We start from the raw sequence: 18,149 nt of genomic DNA, 5'->3' as shown, positions 1-18,149 counted from the left end.
GGCTTTGGCGAAGGCGGCTATCAAGGGTACAACGCGCTGGAAGGTAGCTTTTAGGCGGCTGCTTGTTTTCCGGCCGGGTAGGGCGGGCGATGGTGTAGGGTTAAAACCCGCGCAACTCGCCCCACTCGGCAAAATCCGTACGGGTTGCCCGCCATTGGTTGACTGCTGCGCTTTTATCCTCAAAACCCAAGGCGATACCAAAGGCGATTTGGTAATCAGCGGGCAGTTCCAGTGCCTTAACTAACAGCGCGTTGTGGTCGCGCCAATAGCCTTGCGCACAGGTGGCCAAGCCGTTTTCACAAGCGAGCAACATCAACGATTGCAGATAAATGCCCAGATCAATCCACTGCGCATAGCCCATGCGCTGATGCACAGCGATAAAAATGCCCACAGGAGCTCCGAAAAATTCGCCATTTTTGCGCCACTGCACCATTCGTGCGGCTTTGTCTTCGCGGTCAATGCGAAGCGCTTGATAGAGCATCTCGCCATTTTCAAAACGCCGGCTGCGGTACGGCTCAAACAGTGGGGAAGGGTAGGACATCCCCTGTTGTGGGCAGGCTTCGCTGGCTTTGGCCTTATTGATAAGCTCACGCAACGGCGCACCGCTTAAGGCAATCACCCGCCAAGGCTGCAAATTGCCGCCGGAAGCGGCTTTCGCCGATTGCTCAAGCAATTGTTTTACCAGTGATTTATCTGGAATTTGTGGCAGAAAGGCACGCGCCGAATGGCGCAAATTCAGCGCTTGTTCTACATTCATCCGTTCATTTTCCGCAGAGTGGGCCGATGGTTCGGCGAAGGGGGTGGCAAAATGCAAATCTTACCGATTAACAAGCGAACTTTATATGCAGGCGTTTGCCTGCTGATGTTTGGCTGGCTGACCGGCTGCGCCAGTTGGCGTGAAGTGCCGGTAACGGTGCAAAGCTATTCCAGCTTGACCGAGCCGCTTGAGGCAACCGGCTATCGCTTGGAGCGGCTGCCCTCGCAACAGGGTGATAGCGGGCGTTTTGTGCAGATTCTCGCTAGGGCAGAACTTGCGCTGGCCGCTGCTGGTTTGCAGCGTGACGATCAGCAGGGGCGCTGGATAGTGCAGATTAGTGTCGATACTGATGTCTCTGATGAAAGCCCCTGGCCGCGTTACTACAGCGCTTATTCGCCTTGGTGGCCTTACTCGCCTTATGGCTTTGGCTCGGCTTGGGGGCCTTTTTACTGGGATCCTCCACCCGCGCGGACGATTTACCGGCGCAGCGTTCGCCTGCTGCTGCGCGACAGCCAAAGCGGCCAACTGGTTTATGAGAGCAGCGCCGAATACCGCGGCATGCGCAGCAATACACTTGATATCTTTGCCCTATTGTTTCGGGCTGCGCTGCAAGACTTTCCTAATGCGCAACAAGACAAACATACCCTGCGCCTGCCTTTGTCCAAACAAGCGGATTTATCCAATAAATAATCATCCGTGAGTGATTTTTACCACCCGTTAATGGCTTCTTTCCCGCTTGGTTTCCAGCCAATAGACAAGCACCGATGACCCCCGCACTTGGGATTAACTTCCCGCCCCCTCACGGGAGAGGGGCGGGGGAGTGGGCGCTTTTATCGCTCGGCCTGGATGGTGAGTGTGCCCGAAGTACTGCCGATGGCTTGCCAGTTGGGGCGGTACATGGATTCGACCTGCGGGGGCGGTATTTGGTAAGTGCCGGGGGTGACGGCGCGAGCCAGATAGAGCAGGTGGGTGACGACGCCCGAGTCGATGTCCAGGGCGGCCACATAGCGGTCATCACGATATTCCTGATGCTTGATGCGGGCGCGGTAGTACATCTCTCTTTGCCATTCCTTGACCTGATGGCTGGTGGCGGTCAGTTGGGCGCTGCTGCTGGCGAGGTTTTGGTTTTCCAATTCCAATCCAGCGGGCAGCAAGTCCACCACCAGTGCATCGGGTACGCGGTTTTTGGCGGACAGGCGAATATGCACCAGCAGCAAGTCGCCGCTTTTAAGCTGACTAAGCTGATCAGCGCTAAGCGGCTGCCCGTCGGAGCTTAGGTATTCGCGGTCGATCTTTAAGTTTTCACCCCCGGCGGGCGGGGCGCTGATGGGGTAGCCGGAAATATCCAGGCGTTGATACAGCGTCTGCTCGCTGTTGTTTTCCACGCGCAAGCTATCGGCCAAGCTTTCAGCGGAGAAGGCAAGCGAGGCCGCATGATTGGACAGGGCAAAGGATTGTTCGCCGCTTTGCAGCTTGGCCGTCCAGTCGCCGCTTGCCCAATTGAGCAGTCTGCGGCCAACCATAAACAGTGCGCCGCGTTCTTGGGTGGACAGGTAAGACTGCCGCCCAAGTAGGTCGGATAGGGCAAACAGGCGCTCTTCGCGCTGCGCTTGCGGCAGCAGTTGGTGCTCATCAAGCAGGGCGAGTATCAGCGCTTGGTCGCGCAAGTCGCTGCCGTAGTCGCCCAACCAGTATTGTGATGAGCGCTGTTTGCTTAACGCCTCGCTCAGTGCTTGTTGCGCTTTGAGCTCATCGCCCATGTTTTTCAAGGCGATGGAAAGATGCAGCAAAGGCAGACCGCTTTGCGCTTCGCCACGCCGTTCAAACAGATTGCGCAGTGTGCCGAGCGGTGCCTGCTGGCTGCGCGAGAGCACGAAGCCTGCGTAGGCTTGGGTGGCGAAGATGCTGTGTGCGCTGTCCTCTGTGTAGTCCGGCTCAATCAGGCTGCGTTCTTGCAGATAGCGCAGCAGGCGTTCGCTGGTTTTATCCAGTGCCTGCTGTGGCACGGTAAAACCCTGTTCGCGGGCGCGCAGCAGAAAATCGAAGATATAAGGGGTTAGCCAGTATTCCTCGCGGCCGTTATTGCTCCATAGGCCAAAACCGCCGCTGTAGCGCTGCATGCCGAGCAGGCGTTCAATGCCGATTTCGATTTTTTGCGCGCGTTCGCTGTTGCTGTCGCCTTGCAGCCCAAGTTTTTTGAGGCTCGCGGCATCGGCATAAAGCGAGGGGAACAGGCCGCTGGTGGTCTGTTCGGCGCAGCCGTAGGGATAGGCTTCAAGGGCGCGGATATGTTCAGACAGATTAAGCGGCGGATGCGCGGACAGCTCAAAGCGTGCTTGCAATCCAGCGCGGGCAAAGCCTGCCAGTAGCTCGTCCTTGGACCAGGACTTGCCGCCTTCAAGCGCCGCGCGCAAGATTTTTACCTGCGCAGGGTAAGGCGGGCGCACGCCGATGCGCCACTGCCGCTGCCAAACATCAAAGGTTTCATCCGGCAGACTAAGACCGGTCACGGAAACGCGTACCGTGCCTGTGCCATAGCCTGACTTGGCCGATACCGGCAGATGGGCGATGTGTTTTCCCCCGGCGGCGAGCGATTGAGACCAAGATGGCGTAGTGTCTGAGGTCAATTGGCCGTCAAATTCAACCTGGATTTCAAGCTGCTGGGCCGTATCGGTCAAGTTGTGCAGATCCAGCGCCAGCAGGCTGTGATCGCCGCTGCCTAAAAAGCGCGGGGCAGACAGTTCGACAATTAAAGGCGCGGCGACAATGGTTTTTTCTTCGCTTGCGCCAAATTGCTGGTCATTCCAGATTTGCGCCATCAGCCGCAGCTCGCCGTTAAAGTCGGGAATATCGAGGCTAATTTCGGCCTGTCCGTTTTCATCCAGCGTGACCGGCGCACTTTGCAGCGCGACAATATTAACGCTGGTGTCAGGGCGCTTGCCGCCGCTTTCAAGCTCCGCATCGCCGCCAAAGGCAAGATTGGCCAAACGCGCGTTGCCGGCTTCAATAAGCTGGCTGTAGACATCCATCTGGTCTACCCCGTAGCCCTTACGCGAAAACAGCGCGGCAAACGGGTCGGGGGTTTTGTAGTCGGTGATATTCAAAATGCCGACATCCACCGCCGACACCAGTACCTTGGCACCGCTGGCGGCGACACCCTGAGCATCCAAACCGCTGACCTTTACCTTAAGCGGTTGGCGTGGGCGCATTTTTTCTGGCGCTTGCAGATTAAGGCTTAACTTTCGCTCTTGGCGCGATAACGGCAGATGCAGTACGCCGACCGCGCGTTTGGGCACACTTGCCACTTTGCGCTCGCTGGGGCGGATAACCAAGGCGCTTAAATACAAATCATGCCGCGCCCAATCATGGCTTACCGGCAGCTCAACGGTTTTGCCGCCTTCCGGCAGGTCGATTTCCTGCCACCAGAGCGGGCCTTTGGACGATTCTAAAAGCAGCCAGCCGCGTCCGGCGGCAGGCGGAGTAATGGTGACTTGGGCGATTTCACCGGCCTGATAGGCCGGTTTATCCAAGCTGAGCTTGACTTGGTCGGGGCGTACGGCACCATCTTCACTGTTGTCCTGCGAGCGGTAGCCCGCCCAGAAGCGCACACTGCTGATCACGCCGCTTTTAGGATCCTCTACCTCAACGCGGTAGCTGCCCCATTCCACCGGAAAGCTTAAATTTAAGCTGCTGCCTTCAGTAATCTGCACCGTGCTTTGGTCAAGCTGGATGGGTTTTTCGTTGTAGCGATAGCCCCAGCCGGAATCTTCGGAAAAACTCCAGTAGTAATCGCGCCGTTCGTGAATAAAGCGTAAGGCAAGGTTATCCGCCGCCAGCTTGTTGCCGTCAATATCGGCCATCACCAGTTCAAATTCGGCGAGGCTGTCTGCATCGACCTCTAGGCCGTCAAACAGCGGGCGCAATCCGGGCATCTGCTTCGCCGGCCAAATCGGTTGCTGCACGCGGCGGGTAATCGGCCTGCCGCCAGATTCCTGCAAGCTCGCTTGCACCGTTAAGGCAAGCGGCGAGCGGGTTTCTGCCCACAAGCTTTCGATGATTAGCTGGGCTTTGCCTTCGCTGTCTAGATTTTCTTCATCCAAATCAAAGTATTGTTCGATTTTTTCGGTCACTGAGCCGAACTGATAGCCCGGCAGTGCGGGCACTGCTTCACGCAACGGGCGTACAAAAAATTGGCCGGACAGGCGGTTGCCCGCCGCTGGAGCGCCGTACAGGTAGCGGCCTTCGACTTCAATCTGCGCCAGTTCTTTTGGGCTGAGTGGTTCTTTGCTGGCGGATAGGGTAAGCGCCATGCGTTCGGGCAAAAAGTCCTCGACCATCAGCTCGTAACTGTGCACGGCGCTGCTGTTGCCGGTCAAATTAAACAGCAGTTGCCAGCGACCCGTCGGTGCACCTGCGTCAATCGGCAGTTGGTATTGATAGAAGCCGCCTTCGCCAGGATTCCAGACAAAGGTTCGTGCGGTCTGGCCATCCGGTTTTTTAACTTCCACCGTCACTGGCTGCGCGGCGACCGGCTTGCCGTCGGCATCACGCAATAAGGCATTGAGCAGTACGGTCTCGCCTGGGCGGTATAAATCGCGCGGGCCAAAGACGAAAAATTGCAGCGCCTGTGCGCTAGCGCCGTCTACCTTGAACTCGGATAAATCCAGCGCCGCGCGTTTAAGTTGCAGCACACTGGTTTGATGGCCTTGGCGCGCCAGCAGCACTTCTGCTTTAGTGGATAACGGCAGCAGCGCGTAACCGGCTTTATCGGTTTTCCCGCTTTGCACCAGTTGGCCTTTATCGTCCAGCAGTTCCAGCTCAATGCCAGCGAGTGCCTCGCCGCCTTCCAGCGCCTGGGTAAATACCGCCAACTGCCCTTGGTAGCGGTGCGCGGACAGGCCAATATCGCTCAAGGAAAACACTGTTGCCGGATGGGTGTATCGGCTGTAATCGCCCGCTTCGCGCATCACGGCAAAATAAACGCCAGGCTCTTGCAACGCTTTAATGCCGGATAGCGGCAGCAGCAAGCGCTCGCGTGTGTTGCGCGCTGGATTTAAATCAAAACGCCCGCCGTAGACCAAATCGGCCATGGGAATTAAGTCTTCGGCATTCCAATGGACCAAGCCGGTCGAGCGCCCCCATTGGCTTAGAAACTTCGGCAAGCTTTCTGGTTTGATACGAAAGAACTCGACATTGACTTTATCCACATTCAGCGCAATCACCGGCAAGCCTTCAGCAAGACGAGTCGGCAGCAGCGAGCCACGGCTGGCAAAACCAATCATCGGCTTAATGTCTTGGGTGGCCAGTTTCTCGCTGTGATCCGTGCCCAAACGCTGCCCGGCCACGCCCTGCAAATGGGCATCGGCGGTAAAAATCAGCTCGCGCTGCGGCTCAAGATGGCGCAGATAGACCGTCATCAGGTTATCGCTAAGCTCCCACGCACCATCGACCGCGCCGCTTTTGCTGTCTACCAGATGCAGGCGATCACTGAGCTTTTGCTGCGGGTCAAGCGGTGTGGAAAAGGTCACTGACAGCGTGCTGGCACCGTCAAGCTGGATTTCTGAAACATCCGCCACAGTAAGCGGGCGGTCTGCGTAGCGCTGCGCCAGTTCCTTGGTATCAAGAGATGCTTTTTTGGGCGGCTGCGGCTGGCCGGTCTGTGCCTGCGCTGCTGTCGTGAGCTGATTTTGCGAGGAATCGGTGGACGACTGCTCGCAGGCAGTCAAAGCAAATAACGCACAGACCAGCAACAAACGAAGGTAAGGCATGGCAAGGCTTCCTTGCGAAGTGGTTATTAGTCGAAACTACTAAAGAGGCGCAAGAGTAATGGATAAAAATATTAAATGGAAAGTTTTTACTCCTCTCTAATCCGCGCCAGGAAAAGAACTTAAGCTTTCCCGTAAAATCCGCCGCTTGCTTTGGAGAATGTGGCATGACGGTATTAAGGCTCAATCAACTATCACTCGCTTACGGCGCTATGGCGCTTTTAGACGGCGTGTCGGCGCAGCTTGCGCGTGGTGAGCGGGTTTGTTTGATTGGTCGCAACGGCAGCGGAAAATCCAGCCTGCTGCGCGTGATTAAAGGCGAAATACAGGCCGATTCCGGTGACGTCTGGAAGGAAAACGGCCTTATCATTGGCGAGTTGCCACAAGAATTGCCCGAAGCCAGCGAGCGCACGGTATTTGAGCAAGTGGCTCTGGGTTTGGCTGAAAATGGCCGCCTGCTCGCCGAATATCAGCACCTTTCGCAGCATATCAAGACCGATGACGACCTTGCCCGGCTAAGCCATATTCAGCACCAGTTGGAAGCAAACGACGGTTGGCAGTTACAGCAGCGGGTGGAGAGCACGCTGAGCCGCTTGCATCTACCGGCGGATAAAGCGCTAAGTGAACTGTCCGGCGGCTGGCGGCGGCGCGTGCTGCTGGCGCAAGCCTTGGTCGCAGAGCCGGATGTGCTGCTTTTGGACGAGCCGACTAACCATCTGGACATCGGCGCTATCGCCTGGCTTGAAGACGTGCTGCGTGGATTTTCCGGTGCGCTGCTGTTTATCACCCACGACCGCAGCTTTCTGCAAAATCTGGCGACCCATATTTGGGAACTCGACCGTGGTCACTTAACGCAGTGGCAAGGCGACTACGCGGGCTTTTTGCAGCACAAAACCCAGCAGCTTGAGGCGGAAGAAACCGCTAATGCCCTCTTTGATAAAAATCTTGCCAAAGAAGAAGTCTGGATTCGCCAAGGCATCAAGGCGCGACGTACTCGCAATGAAGGCCGTGTGCGCGCACTTAAAGCACTGCGTGAAGAGCGCAAGCAGCGCCGCGAACGGCAAGGACGCGCCAATTTGCAACTGCAAACAGCGGCAGAATCCGGCAAGCAAGTGATAGTCGCCAAGGACATTAGCTTTAGCCATGCGGGCAGCGGGCAAAAGCTGATTGATCACTTCTCCTTGGTCATCCAGCGTGGCGACCGTATTGGCCTATTGGGTGCCAATGGCAGCGGCAAAAGTACCTTGCTTCGACTTTTGCTGGGCGAACTCACACCCGACAGCGGCACAGTGACCGCAGGAACCAAGCTACAGCTGGCTTACTTTGACCAATTACGCGAGTCATTGGATCTGGAAAAAAGCGTGCTGGATAACCTGGCCGAAGGGCGCGACTTTATTGAGATCAACGGGCAAAACCGCCATGTTTTAAGTTATCTGGGCGATTTTTTATTTAGTCCTGCGCGTGCCAGAACGCCGGTCAAGGCGCTCTCTGGCGGCGAACGGGCGCGGCTGGTGCTGGCCAAACTGTTCAGCAAACCGGCCAATTTACTGGTGCTGGATGAACCGACTAACGACCTCGACGTAGAAACCCTCGAACTGCTCGAAGAACGACTGCTTGAATTTAGCGGCAGCGTCTTGCTGGTCAGCCACGACCGCAGCTTTTTAGATAACCTCGCCACCAGCACTTTGGTCTTTGAAGGCGGCGGCAAGGTTAGCGAATACGTCGGTGGCTATCAGGATTGGCTGGCACAAGGCGGCTCGCCCGCGTGGCTTGCGGCCGTTGGCGACAAGGTAGAAGGCGATAAACCCGCCGTTGATAAGCCAAGAAGCAGCGAGGCCAATAGCGCTCCGTCCGCCCGAAAAAAACTGAGCTACCAACTGCAACGCGAGCTTGACGCACTGCCTTCGCGTATTGAACAGACGGAAGAGCAAATCCAGGCACTTAACGGCGAAATCGCCGCCGCCGACTTTTATCTGCGCCCGCCAGAACAAACCGGCGCCCTGTTGCAGCAACTTCAAGCGCTGCAACAACAATTGGACGGGCTGCTGGAACGCTGGGCAGAACTGGAAGACTAGGGCGCTTTACTCCCTTCTCCCACAAGTGGGGAAGGGGCTTATCAATGCGTTGGCTGAACGCCACCATCAAAGCGGCACGCATCATGCCTTGCTGCAACAGGGCGCGCAGCAAAGCGTTAAAAATGGGCAGGTAGGCTATTGCCAATAGCCACGTTATACCGTAACAATTGCGCTCTTTCTTTCCCCGAAAAATGGAGTTGCCGCTATGCGCTCAATACTGCTTGCCCTGCCGTTTGCCCTGTCGCCGCTGTATATCGCCTCGGCGGATGACCACGACCATCCTCATGAGCACGACCATGATCATGACCACGCGCACGGCAGCTTGGGCGCACACGTGCACGGGATTGCCTCGCTTAATCTGGCGCTCGAAGGCACTAAGTTTGAGATTGAACTGGACAGCCCAGCGATTAACCTTGTGGGCTTTGAGCACCAGGCTGAGAGCGATGCCGATAAAGCCAAACTGGCTGCCGCGCGCGCCGCGCTGGAAAAACCTTTAACCCTGTTTGCGCTGCCTGCGGGCGTTTGCAAAGTCACCGAAATGGAGTTGGAAAGCCCATTGTTTGGCGACGCGCACGACCACGACCACGACCATGACCATGACCATGACCATGACGAAGACGGCCACAGTCATCAGCACGCCGATATTGAGGCCGAATACGAATTCAATTGCACGGCGCCTGAGCAACTGAAAGCGCTGGATTTATCGGCCTTTTTTAAACAATTTCCGGGCACCGAAAAATTCAAGGTGCAGTTTGTCGGCCCGAATGGACAAAAAGGCGCAGAAGTGACCCCGGCCAATCCGCGTTTTGACTTCTAAACCATGCCACATCTGTTGGAACTTTCTGGACTGGGCTTTGCGTGGCCCGGCCAGAAAGACGAACTGCTCAATATCCCCGAATTTCATCTGGATGCGGGCGAGACCTTGTTTCTTAAAGGCCCGTCAGGTAGCGGCAAAACCACGTTGCTGGGCTTAATTGGCGGCGTGCAACGCGCCAGTCGTGGTGTGGTGCGGCTTTTGGGGCAGGACATTGGCAAGCTATCACCTGCGAAGCGTGACTATTTTCGCGCAGACCATACCGGCTATATCTTCCAGCAATTTAATCTGCTGCCTTTTTTGTCGGTGCAGGGCAACGTCGAACTGCCTTGTTGCTTCTCCAAACTGCGTGAAAGCAGGGCGGCGGCGCGTCATGGCAGCGTAGCGCAGGCGGCGCAGCAGCTTTTGCAGCATTTGGGGCTGGCTGAGGATTTACTCCATCGGCGCGCCGATACGCTGTCCATCGGCCAGCAGCAGCGTGTTGCTGCGGCGCGGGCGCTGATTGGGCAGCCGGAGTTGGTCATTGCCGATGAGCCGACTTCCGCGCTGGATGCGGATACCCGCGAAGCCTTTTTAGGATTGCTGTTTGCCGAATGCCGCGCGGCGGGGGCGAGCCTTTTGTTTGTCAGTCACGACCAGAGCTTGGCGCCCTTGTTTGACCGCAGTTTATCGCTCGCACAAATCAACCACGCCTGCGAGGTCTGCTGAAATGCACCTGTTGCGCCTAGCCTTGGCTAGCTTGGCTAATCGCCGTTTTACCGCTTTTTTGACCGTTTTTGCCATTGCCCTTTCCGCCTGCCTGCTGCTTGCGGTGGAGCGCGTGCGCACTGAAGCACGCGCGAGTTTTGCCAGCACCATTAGCGGGACGGATTTAATCGTCGGTGCGCGTTCCGGCAGCATCAATCTGCTGCTGTATTCGGTTTTTCGCATCGGCAACGCGACCAACAATATCCGCTGGAGCAGTTTTCAGACCATTGCCGGTGATAAACGGGTGAGCTGGGCGATACCGATTTCCTTGGGCGATTCGCATCGTGGTTATCGAGTGATGGGTACCAATACCGATTATTTTGAACACTACCGCTATGGCCGCAAGCAGTCGCTTGCCATCCGCGACGGGCGTTTTTTTAAAGACGATGAGCCATTTGAAGTGGTGCTGGGTGCGGAGGTCGCCGATAAGCTGCGTTACGCTTTGGGACAGCGCATCGTGCTGGCGCATGGTGTGGCTACCGTCAATCTGCTGCTGCACGATGACAAACCCTTTACCGTGGTCGGCATTTTGGCGCGTACCGGCACGCCGGTGGACCGCACCTTGCATATCAGCCTCGGCGGCATGGAGGCGCTGCATATCGACTGGCAAAACGGCGTGCCCGCTCGCGGCAATGCACGTATCAGCGCTGAGCAAGCAAAGCAGATGGATTTAACCCCCAAGGCCATTACCGCCTTTATGCTGGGGCTTAACAGCAAAGTGGCGACTTTTGGCATGCAGCGGCAAATCAACGAATTTCGCGGCGAACCGCTTTTGGCGGTTTTGCCGGGCGTTGCCCTGCAAGAGCTGTGGAGTCTGATGGGCACAGCAGAAAAAGCGCTGTTTGTGGTTTCCCTGTTTGTGGTATTGACCGGCCTGATAGGCATGCTCACCGCCATTTTGACCAGCCTTAATGAACGCCGCCGTGAAATGGCGATTTTGCGTTCAGTCGGTGCGCGGCCTTGGCATATCGCAAGTCTTTTGGTGCTGGAAGCCTTGGCGCTGACGGGCCTCGGCATTCTGCTGGGGCTTTTGCTGCTCTATTTGGGCATTGCCGTTTCTAGAGACCTGCTGCAAAGCCTGTACGGCTTGCATCTGCCGTTTACGCTGCCTTCTGGCTATGAATGGGCACTGCTTGGCGCTATTCTGTCTGCTGCCTTGCTGATGGGTTTTATACCGGCTTGGCGCGCCTATCGCCAGTCGCTTTCTGATGGGCTTTCCATCCGCTTGTAAAGAGTTCTTCTCATGCGCATTGCGCTGTGTTTTTTATTGTTTTTATTGAATGTGGCAAACGCCGCCTCGCCGCGCGAACTCACTTGGGATGAGTTAATCCCAGCCGATGCGCCGCCGCAAATCCCGCAGTTAACGCCGATGCACAACCTTAATCAATTGGCTGATGTACTGAATGGCGTGGAGTCGAGCCCGGCCGCCTTGCAGCAATATCCCAATGCGCCGGTGGTGCAATCGCTTAATGGCAAATTAGTCAAACTGCCCGGTTATATCGTGCCGTTGGATGTCACAGAAGAAGGGCGCGTGCCGGAGTTTTTGTTAGTGCCTTACTTTGGCGCGTGCATCCACGTACCGCCACCGCCGTCCAACCAAATTGTGCACGTCACCACTGAACTTGGCGTACCGCTGGATATGCTCTATCAACCGTTTTGGGTTGAAGGCAATCTAAAAGTGGAAAAAAGCACCAGCGATTTAGCCGAAGTGGGCTACCAAATGGCGGCGGATAAGGTTTATATCTACGAATTCCCCGAAAACTAACGGATCTACAACGGACTATTTATGCCTGTTGCCAAACTATTCAAACTATTTAGAGGTTCGGCTTGTTTAGTTGAAGGATTACCACTGTTACTTCGCCCGCAGATTAAACGCTTTATTGTCTTGCCGCTGCTGGTGAGTATGCTGGTCTATGGACTGATTATATGGCTGGCGCTCATTCTTTTTTCATCCCTTATTGATAGCCTGATGAGTTTTTTACCCAGTTGGCTGGATTTTTTACGCTATTTATTTAAACCCTTGCTTGCCATCTTGTTGGTCTTTTTGCTGACACTGGCTTTTAACCTATTGGTGGGTTTGGTTCTGGCACCTTTTAACGGCTTGCTGGCGGAAAAAATCGAAGGGCTATTAACCGGCAAAGAGGATTTCCCGCCTTTTACCTTCAGCACTGTTATTAGCAGCGTGCAGCGCGAGTTACGTAAATGGGTTTATTTTTTACCACGGTTTTTGCCGCTTTTTATTTTATCCTGGATACCCGTTGTTAATCTGCTAACCGCTCCATTGCTGATTTTATTAAGTGCTTGGATGATGGCGTTGCAATATCTGGATTATCCAGCAGAAAACAACGGTCTTAACTGGCAACAAACCCTCGGCTGGCTGCGTAAAAAACGCCTGCAAAGCCTTGGCTTGGGCGCAGTGATTGGCCTTTGCGTACCCTTTGTCGGTTTTTTGATCGCGCCGATTGCCGTAGCCGGAGCTACCGTACTTTGGGTGCGCGAACAGAGCGGTTCCCATAAAGCCGCTTAATGGTCACGCAACTCAAGTCGCCGCTCGATACGTTCGATGCGATCATTCAGATGGTCAAGTCTGGCGCTTTGTTCGGCGTAACTTTCTTCATGAATGGCGTTGGAGCGAGCAAGTGTCTGTTCAATGCGGCCAATGCGCTGGGTCAACTCAACCAATCGGTGTTCAATACGCTCTTGCCCTTCTTGAAAACACTTTAAATGTTCCAGCGTCAAGTTTTCTACGTTATCGACCATTTAAGTAGCCTCCACTTGCAAAAAATCTTGTACAAACCTTGATCTATTCAAGCGGCCTTTTCGCTTATTGAGCAATCCTTAGCCAATACTCAAAAGCACCGTCCTGCTCGCTTTGCTTAAGCAGTTCATGCCCCAAAAAATGGCAAAACTTGGGGATGTCGCGGCGCGTGGAGGGGTCGCTGGCGAGCACTCTAAGTACATCACCGCTAGCCAGTTCGCGTACTTTGCCGTGTAGCATCATCACCGGTTCCGGGCACAGCAGGCCGCGTGTATCCAGTATGGCGGTGGGCGGGCGGTGGGTTTGCGGCATAACAGGGCTTCTTAAGGCAACAAAGGCGCTGATTGTAATCCTACTGCTGCAAGCGGCAAACCTTGCTACTATGACAAGCCGAAAACGGGCTGTCCTATGCATTATCGGGTGCAGCACAAAAGCAGTGACAATTAAATGCGGTGGTCGATAAATCAACAGGTATGGAAACGCATAGATGGCAACACTTCATCCAACGCTTGTTAAAAATCGCTCAACCAATGGATGGGCTTTCGCAACAAGTTCTCGCCTTTTGTTGTGCGTACAGGCGGTGGCAGCCTGTGCCTTTGGCACGATGGCGATGGCACAGGATAAATCTCTAGTCGGTGACAACAAAGGCTTTGCCCTGCAATTACGCAGCCCCTATTACACGCATCTGGACTGGGTGCCACGTGAACAGTTGAGCGACGCGCAACGCGCCGAAATAGCGCCTTGGTGCAGCGGCACTTACGTTGAGCCGTTTCGCCCGGGGATGGATGACAAAACCCCGCCCAGCCAGTCGCCTACCCATCTGTCGGCGCGTGTTTCGCGTTATCAGCAGCAGGAGCAAATCGCGACCCTGGCCGGTGGCGTGGTACTGCGCCAAGGCAGTTTGCAGGTTGAGGCCGATGAAGCGCATCTGTATCAAACAGAAAGCCGCGCCGAGTTGTCCGGTGGCGTGCGCTTGCGCGAAAAAGGCGCATTACTGGTGGGCGAGCGCGCCGAGGTACAGTTGAGCGATGGTTCTGCACAGATCGATAACGCCGAATATGTTTTGCACGAAACGCGCAGCCGCGGTGGTGCCAATTACATCAAGCGCGAGGCAAACGGCATTATTCGTCTAAAAAACGGCTCTTATACGCAGTGTGCGCCAGACAGTAATGCTTGGCACTTGCGCGGCAACAATATCATGCTCGACCCCGCAGCAGGCTTTGGCACGGCGACTAACGTTACCCTGCGCGTTAAAAACCTGCCGATACTCTATACGCCTTATATTCGCTTTCCGATTGACGACCGCCGCGTTTCCGGTTTTCTGATGCCCTCGTTTGGGCGCAGTACCGATAGCGGTGCTTATTTGCAAACCCCCTATTACTTCAACCTCGCGCCTCATTATGATGCCACGCTGTATCCCACCTGGATGGAAAAACGCGGGTTATATCTGGAAGGCGAGGGGCGTTATCTTGTAAACGATGGACAAGGGCGCTTGGGCGCGGCGTTTCTTTCCGACAGCGAAGATGAGCGTAAATTGCAATCGGGTTACAGTAAAAATCGCTGGCTGTATAACTGGCAGCACAGCCAAGGCTTTGCTTCACGTTTATTGGGTGAAATTGACTTTAGCCGCATTAGTGACCCGTATTTTTTTCAAGACCTTTCCAGTGAGTTGCTGCCGGATGTGGATAAACAAGTAGACCAGCGTGGCAGCTTAACTTGGCGCGGTGACAGCTACCGCGCCTTTATTAAACTGCATGCTTATGAACTCGCCTCAGTGGTACAAGTCACCCCTTATGACCGCCTGCCGCAAGTCGGTATTAACGGTAAACTGCCGTTTTCCCCGGCTGGTTTGCAATTTGATTATGCCGGGGAATATACGCGCTTTACCCGCAATTTACGCCACGGCAGTTTTACCGACAAAAACGGCGTATCAACGCTTTGGTATGACACCAATTTGTCTGGCATGGAACGCAGTAATGCCGACCGTCTGTATTTTGCCCCCAGCATCAGTTTGCCGCTTGAAACGCAATGGGGCTTTATCAAACCCAGGCTTAAATACCTGCATACCGATTACCGTTTAACGCTGGACAGCTTGGGCAAAAGCCAGGTAGGTGCGAACTTTGATAAAACACCCAGTGGTAATTTATTGATTTCCAGTCTGGACGCTGGCCTTTATTTTGAGCGGCAAGGTGAAAACAGCAAGCAAACGCTGGAACCGCGCCTGTTTTATCTCTATGTGCCGGAAAAAGACCAACAAGACATTCCGATTTTTGATACCGCTGAAAGCAGCTTTAGTTACGCCTCATTATGGCGCGATAACCGTTTTAGCGGACATGACCGCATTGGCGATGCCAATCAGCTTTCGCTGGGACTTAGCGCGCGTGAAATCATGGCCGATGGTGTTGAGCGCCAGCGTTTGAGCTTGGGGCAAATCCGTTATTTCCGTGACCGCACGGTGCAAATGCCAAACATCAATTATAAAAATCGTTCCATGTCGACAAACCGCGAGTCGCCCTACGCGCTGGCTTGGCAATATCGGATGAATCGTGACTGGCGTGTTTCTTCCGATTTTAATTGGGATGCCAAAGCGCACCGAACCCACTCCGGCAGAGTGATGTTCCATTATCAGCCGGAAGATGACCCACGCAAAATCATTAACCTGGGTTATCGCTATCGCAACGATACCTTGGTTTACAACTCCACTACCGGTAATTGGCAATCGGGCGGCGATTATTTAGATCCGGTCACCGGCAAACTGATTCATGACTATTACAAGATTTCACAACACGATTTGAGCGTTATTTGGCCGCTGTTTAACCAGTGGAGCCTGTTGGGTCGTTGGCAGCACGATTACAACCGCAGCCGCAATCTGGAACGCCTGTTTGGTGTGGAATACGATAGTTGTTGCTGGAAGGCGCGGCTGGTCGCCCGCGAATGGCTCGATGATGATCAATACAGCCTGTCGCCGGTATTAAATGAAAAACCCGACCGTGGGGTTTTTCTGCAAGTTGTATTTAAAGGCTTGGGCGGCATTGCCGGTAACAAGGTGGAAAGTTTTATGAATGGCATAGAAGGGTATCAACAACGTGAAAAACGAGGCTTTTAAACCGCTGCGCCGTTTTGGGCGCGAATTATGTTTTATTTTTGTTGCCTCGCTTTTGGCATCGGGTTCGCTGTTTGCGGCGGTGCAGCCGCTCGACCGCTTGGTGGCCATTGTTGACAACGATCTGATTATGCAAAGCCAGCTTAATCAGCGCATGGCCGAAGTACGGCAAACCATCCAAAAGCGCGACGACATGCCGATGCCGGATGAAGCCACATTGCGCCAACAAGTGCTGGAGCGGCTGATTTTGGAAAGCATCCAATTGCAAATTGGTGAGCGTGCTGCCATCCGCATTAACGATGAAGAGCTAGGCCAAGCGATGCAGACCATTGCCGCACGCAACAATCTAACGCTTGAGCAGTTTCGCGCCGCGTTGGCGCAGGATGGGCTGTCGTTTGACACGGCGCGCGAGCAAGTACGCCGCGAGATGATTATCAGCCGCGTGCGTCAGCACCAGGTCGGCGGGCGTATTCAGGTCAGCGAGCAGGAAGTACAGAACTTCTTGAACTCGGAAGTGGGTAAACTGGAGCTGTCTGAGGAATACCACCTGGCGCACATCCTCGTCCCGATAGCGGAAAGCGCCTCCACGCAAAGCGTGCAAGAAGCCACCCGCAAGGCAACCGATTTGTACCAAAAGTTGCGCCAAGGCGCGGACTTTGCACAAGCCGCGATGATGGTTTCCGCCAGTGAAAGCGCACTGGAAGGCGGCGATATGGGCTGGCGTAAAGCCGCTGAACTGCCGTCGCCGTTTGACCGCGAGGTCAGCCTGATGCGGCCGGGGGACGTGACCGAACCGGTACGCATCCCGGGCGGCTTTGTGATCGTCAAGCTGCTGGAAAAACGCGGCGGCGAAACGCCGCAAATGCGCAATGAAACCCATGTCCGTCATATCCTGCTGCGCCCCAGTGAAATCCGTAGTGACGCTGAAACGAGAAGACTCGCCGAGCGCCTGTATCAACGCATCCAAAATGGTGAAGACTTTACCGAACTTGCGCAAAGGTTTTCCGAAGACCCAGGCTCAGTACGTGAAGGCGGTGATATGGGCTGGGTGACGGCGGATGCCTTGGAGCCTGAGTTCCGTCAGGTGATGGAAAACAGCCCAAAGGATTTGCTCTCTAAACCCTTCCAGAGCACCTACGGCTGGCACGTGCTGCAAGTGCTGGACAGGCGCAGCGTCGATAACCGTGAGCAAATCCGCCAGCAACAGGCATTCGGCTTTTTGCGTGCACGCAAATACGATGAAGAGTTACAGGCTTGGCTGCGGCAAATTCGTGACGAGACCTATGTCGAAATCAAGCCCTGACAGCGCTGAAGGGCGAGCCATACAGCTTGAAGCTGGCTGGCTTGTTGCGTTGCAAGAGGCTTTTAATCAGCCTTGGATGCATGAGTTACGTCGCTTTTTGCTCGCAGAAAAAGCCGCCGGAAAAATCATTTACCCGAAAGGTTCGCTGATTTTCAATGCACTGAACAGCACCCCGCTAGAGCAGGTCAAAGTGGTGATTTTGGGGCAAGACCCTTATCACGGTGCGGGGCAGGCGCACGGCTTGAGTTTCTCTGTGCCGCCGGGCATTGCCGTGCCTCCCTCACTGCAAAATATCTTTAAAGAACTCAAGCGCGATTTAAATATTGACTCGCCCGACCACGGCTGCCTTGCGGCTTGGGCGGCGCAAGGCGTGCTGCTGCTTAACACCTCGCTTACGGTGGAGCAGGGCAAAGCTGGTTCGCACGCCAAAAGTGGCTGGCAGCACTTTACCGATTTAGTGATTGAGCAAATAAGCCGCTTGCGCCCGCACTTGGTTTTTATGCTCTGGGGCGCTCATGCGCAAAGCAAGCAGCCCTTGATTGATGCCAGCAAGCATCTGATTTTGCGCTCGCCGCATCCCTCGCCCTTGTCTGCCCACCGCGGTTTTATCGGCAACAGCCACTTCAGCCGCTGCAATGATTTCTTAAGCCAGCACGGCCTCAGCCCGATTGACTGGCGGCTCGCCTGAGTATCTCGCCCCTCGCCCCGTTATGAGAAAGGGGAACTTCTCGAAAGTCCTGTTGTCAACAAATAGACTTGTCCGGTTTTAAAGCAAATGAACTGTCCGGTTTTGCCTTGCGGTTTCAGGCGGCGTAGGGCGTAGCCCG

General features: G+C 54.9%; 14 protein-coding genes. 10 read left to right on the top strand and 4 right to left on the bottom strand.

What is annotated here, in order from left to right; translation table 11 throughout:
• Nucleotides 1-100 precede the first annotated feature (100 nt).
• The gene (locus AXE65_RS05950; RefSeq protein WP_068389454.1) at nucleotides 101-757 is read right to left on the bottom strand and encodes a nitroreductase; all 657 of its coding nucleotides are present in this window, start codon (nucleotides 755-757) and stop codon (nucleotides 101-103) included.
• Between the two features lie 51 nt (nucleotides 758-808).
• Between AXE65_RS05950 and AXE65_RS05945 the strand changes: the two genes are divergently transcribed.
• Nucleotides 809-1,447 carry a DUF4136 domain-containing protein gene (locus AXE65_RS05945; protein WP_068389453.1) on the top strand — a complete coding sequence of 213 codons (639 nt, stop codon included), beginning with the start codon at nucleotides 809-811 and terminating at the stop codon, nucleotides 1,445-1,447.
• 140 nt (nucleotides 1,448-1,587) lie between these two features.
• On the opposite strand, the gene AXE65_RS05940 is transcribed toward AXE65_RS05945, so the two are convergent.
• Nucleotides 1,588-6,525 (bottom strand): alpha-2-macroglobulin family protein, encoded by a 4,938-nt coding sequence (locus tag AXE65_RS05940; RefSeq protein ID WP_068389452.1) that lies wholly within the window; start codon nucleotides 6,523-6,525, stop codon nucleotides 1,588-1,590.
• A gap of 164 nt (nucleotides 6,526-6,689) precedes the next feature.
• Between AXE65_RS05940 and AXE65_RS05935 the strand changes: the two genes are divergently transcribed.
• The 6 genes from AXE65_RS05935 to cysZ all read left to right on the top strand — a co-directional run bounded on the left by AXE65_RS05935 (nucleotide 6,690) and on the right by cysZ (nucleotide 12,685).
• Nucleotides 6,690-8,597, top strand: a complete 1,908-nt coding sequence (locus AXE65_RS05935; protein ID WP_068389450.1) for an ATP-binding cassette domain-containing protein — start codon at nucleotides 6,690-6,692, stop codon at nucleotides 8,595-8,597.
• Nucleotides 8,598-8,802: 205 nt separating this feature from the next.
• Nucleotides 8,803-9,414: a DUF2796 domain-containing protein gene (locus tag AXE65_RS05930; RefSeq protein WP_068389447.1), complete on the top strand. Its 612-nt coding sequence runs from the start codon at nucleotides 8,803-8,805 to the stop codon at nucleotides 9,412-9,414.
• A gap of 3 nt (nucleotides 9,415-9,417) precedes the next feature.
• Nucleotides 9,418-10,119, top strand: a complete 702-nt coding sequence (locus AXE65_RS05925) for an ABC transporter ATP-binding protein (protein ID WP_068389444.1) — start codon at nucleotides 9,418-9,420, stop codon at nucleotides 10,117-10,119.
• A gap of 1 nt (nucleotide 10,120) precedes the next feature.
• The gene (locus AXE65_RS05920; RefSeq protein ID WP_068389440.1) at nucleotides 10,121-11,389 is read left to right on the top strand and encodes an ABC transporter permease; all 1,269 of its coding nucleotides are present in this window, start codon (nucleotides 10,121-10,123) and stop codon (nucleotides 11,387-11,389) included.
• A 12-nt stretch (nucleotides 11,390-11,401) separates the two neighbouring features.
• Nucleotides 11,402-11,923 (top strand): DUF3299 domain-containing protein, encoded by a 522-nt coding sequence (locus tag AXE65_RS05915; protein WP_068389439.1) that lies wholly within the window; start codon nucleotides 11,402-11,404, stop codon nucleotides 11,921-11,923.
• Between the two features lie 21 nt (nucleotides 11,924-11,944).
• On the top strand, nucleotides 11,945-12,685 hold the full coding sequence (gene cysZ, locus AXE65_RS05910; RefSeq protein WP_068389436.1) for a sulfate transporter CysZ: 741 nt from the start codon (nucleotides 11,945-11,947) through the stop codon (nucleotides 12,683-12,685).
• On the opposite strand, the gene AXE65_RS05905 is transcribed toward cysZ, so the two are convergent.
• Both AXE65_RS05905 and tusA read right to left on the bottom strand, forming a co-directional pair.
• Nucleotides 12,682-12,918, bottom strand: coding sequence for a hypothetical protein (locus tag AXE65_RS05905; protein WP_068389433.1), 237 nt, complete (start codon nucleotides 12,916-12,918; stop codon nucleotides 12,682-12,684). The genes cysZ and AXE65_RS05905 overlap by 4 nt on opposite strands.
• A gap of 64 nt (nucleotides 12,919-12,982) precedes the next feature.
• Complete coding sequence (gene tusA / locus AXE65_RS05900) at nucleotides 12,983-13,228, bottom strand: sulfurtransferase TusA (protein WP_068389421.1); 246 nt, start codon at nucleotides 13,226-13,228, stop codon at nucleotides 12,983-12,985.
• A 298-nt stretch (nucleotides 13,229-13,526) separates the two neighbouring features.
• Between tusA and AXE65_RS05895 the strand changes: the two genes are divergently transcribed.
• From AXE65_RS05895 to ung, 3 genes are read left to right on the top strand one after another with little or no spacing between them, the layout of a single operon-like run.
• Nucleotides 13,527-16,022: an LPS-assembly protein LptD gene (locus AXE65_RS05895; RefSeq protein WP_068389668.1), complete on the top strand. Its 2,496-nt coding sequence runs from the start codon at nucleotides 13,527-13,529 to the stop codon at nucleotides 16,020-16,022.
• 34 nt (nucleotides 16,023-16,056) lie between these two features.
• Entirely contained in the window at nucleotides 16,057-17,322 is a 1,266-nt protein-coding gene (locus AXE65_RS05890) for a peptidylprolyl isomerase (RefSeq protein WP_068389665.1), read from the top strand.
• Nucleotides 17,303-18,010, top strand: a complete 708-nt coding sequence (gene ung / locus AXE65_RS05885; RefSeq protein WP_068389418.1) for a uracil-DNA glycosylase — start codon at nucleotides 17,303-17,305, stop codon at nucleotides 18,008-18,010. The genes AXE65_RS05890 and ung overlap by 20 nt, the downstream gene beginning before the upstream one ends.
• Nucleotides 18,011-18,149: the final 139 nt, after the last annotated feature.

The sequence above is a fragment of the Ventosimonas gracilis genome (genome assembly GCF_001580025.1).
Lineage (GTDB): Bacteria > Pseudomonadota > Gammaproteobacteria > Pseudomonadales > Pseudomonadaceae > Ventosimonas > Ventosimonas gracilis.
The sequence above is the reverse complement of the archived record's forward strand: the minus strand, read 5'-3'. Positions and strand labels throughout refer to the sequence as shown.

What these genes read in the sequence shown, in the direction of transcription:
- AXE65_RS05950 (WP_068389454.1), bottom strand. Translation starts at nt 757, where the DNA reads ATGAATGTAGAACAAGCGCTGAATTTGCGCCATTCGGCGCGTGCCTTT.
- AXE65_RS05945 (WP_068389453.1), top strand. Translation starts at nt 809, where the DNA reads ATGCAAATCTTACCGATTAACAAGCGAACTTTATATGCAGGCGTTTGC.
- AXE65_RS05940 (WP_068389452.1), bottom strand. Translation starts at nt 6,525, where the DNA reads ATGCCTTACCTTCGTTTGTTGCTGGTCTGTGCGTTATTTGCTTTGACT.
- AXE65_RS05935 (WP_068389450.1), top strand. Translation starts at nt 6,690, where the DNA reads ATGACGGTATTAAGGCTCAATCAACTATCACTCGCTTACGGCGCTATG.
- AXE65_RS05930 (WP_068389447.1), top strand. Translation starts at nt 8,803, where the DNA reads ATGCGCTCAATACTGCTTGCCCTGCCGTTTGCCCTGTCGCCGCTGTAT.
- AXE65_RS05925 (WP_068389444.1), top strand. Translation starts at nt 9,418, where the DNA reads ATGCCACATCTGTTGGAACTTTCTGGACTGGGCTTTGCGTGGCCCGGC.
- AXE65_RS05920 (WP_068389440.1), top strand. Translation starts at nt 10,121, where the DNA reads ATGCACCTGTTGCGCCTAGCCTTGGCTAGCTTGGCTAATCGCCGTTTT.
- AXE65_RS05915 (WP_068389439.1), top strand. Translation starts at nt 11,402, where the DNA reads ATGCGCATTGCGCTGTGTTTTTTATTGTTTTTATTGAATGTGGCAAAC.
- cysZ (WP_068389436.1), top strand. Translation starts at nt 11,945, where the DNA reads ATGCCTGTTGCCAAACTATTCAAACTATTTAGAGGTTCGGCTTGTTTA.
- AXE65_RS05905 (WP_068389433.1), bottom strand. Translation starts at nt 12,918, where the DNA reads ATGGTCGATAACGTAGAAAACTTGACGCTGGAACATTTAAAGTGTTTT.
- tusA (WP_068389421.1), bottom strand. Translation starts at nt 13,228, where the DNA reads ATGCCGCAAACCCACCGCCCGCCCACCGCCATACTGGATACACGCGGC.
- AXE65_RS05895 (WP_068389668.1), top strand. Translation starts at nt 13,527, where the DNA reads ATGGCACAGGATAAATCTCTAGTCGGTGACAACAAAGGCTTTGCCCTG.
- ung (WP_068389418.1), top strand. Translation starts at nt 17,303, where the DNA reads ATGTCGAAATCAAGCCCTGACAGCGCTGAAGGGCGAGCCATACAGCTT.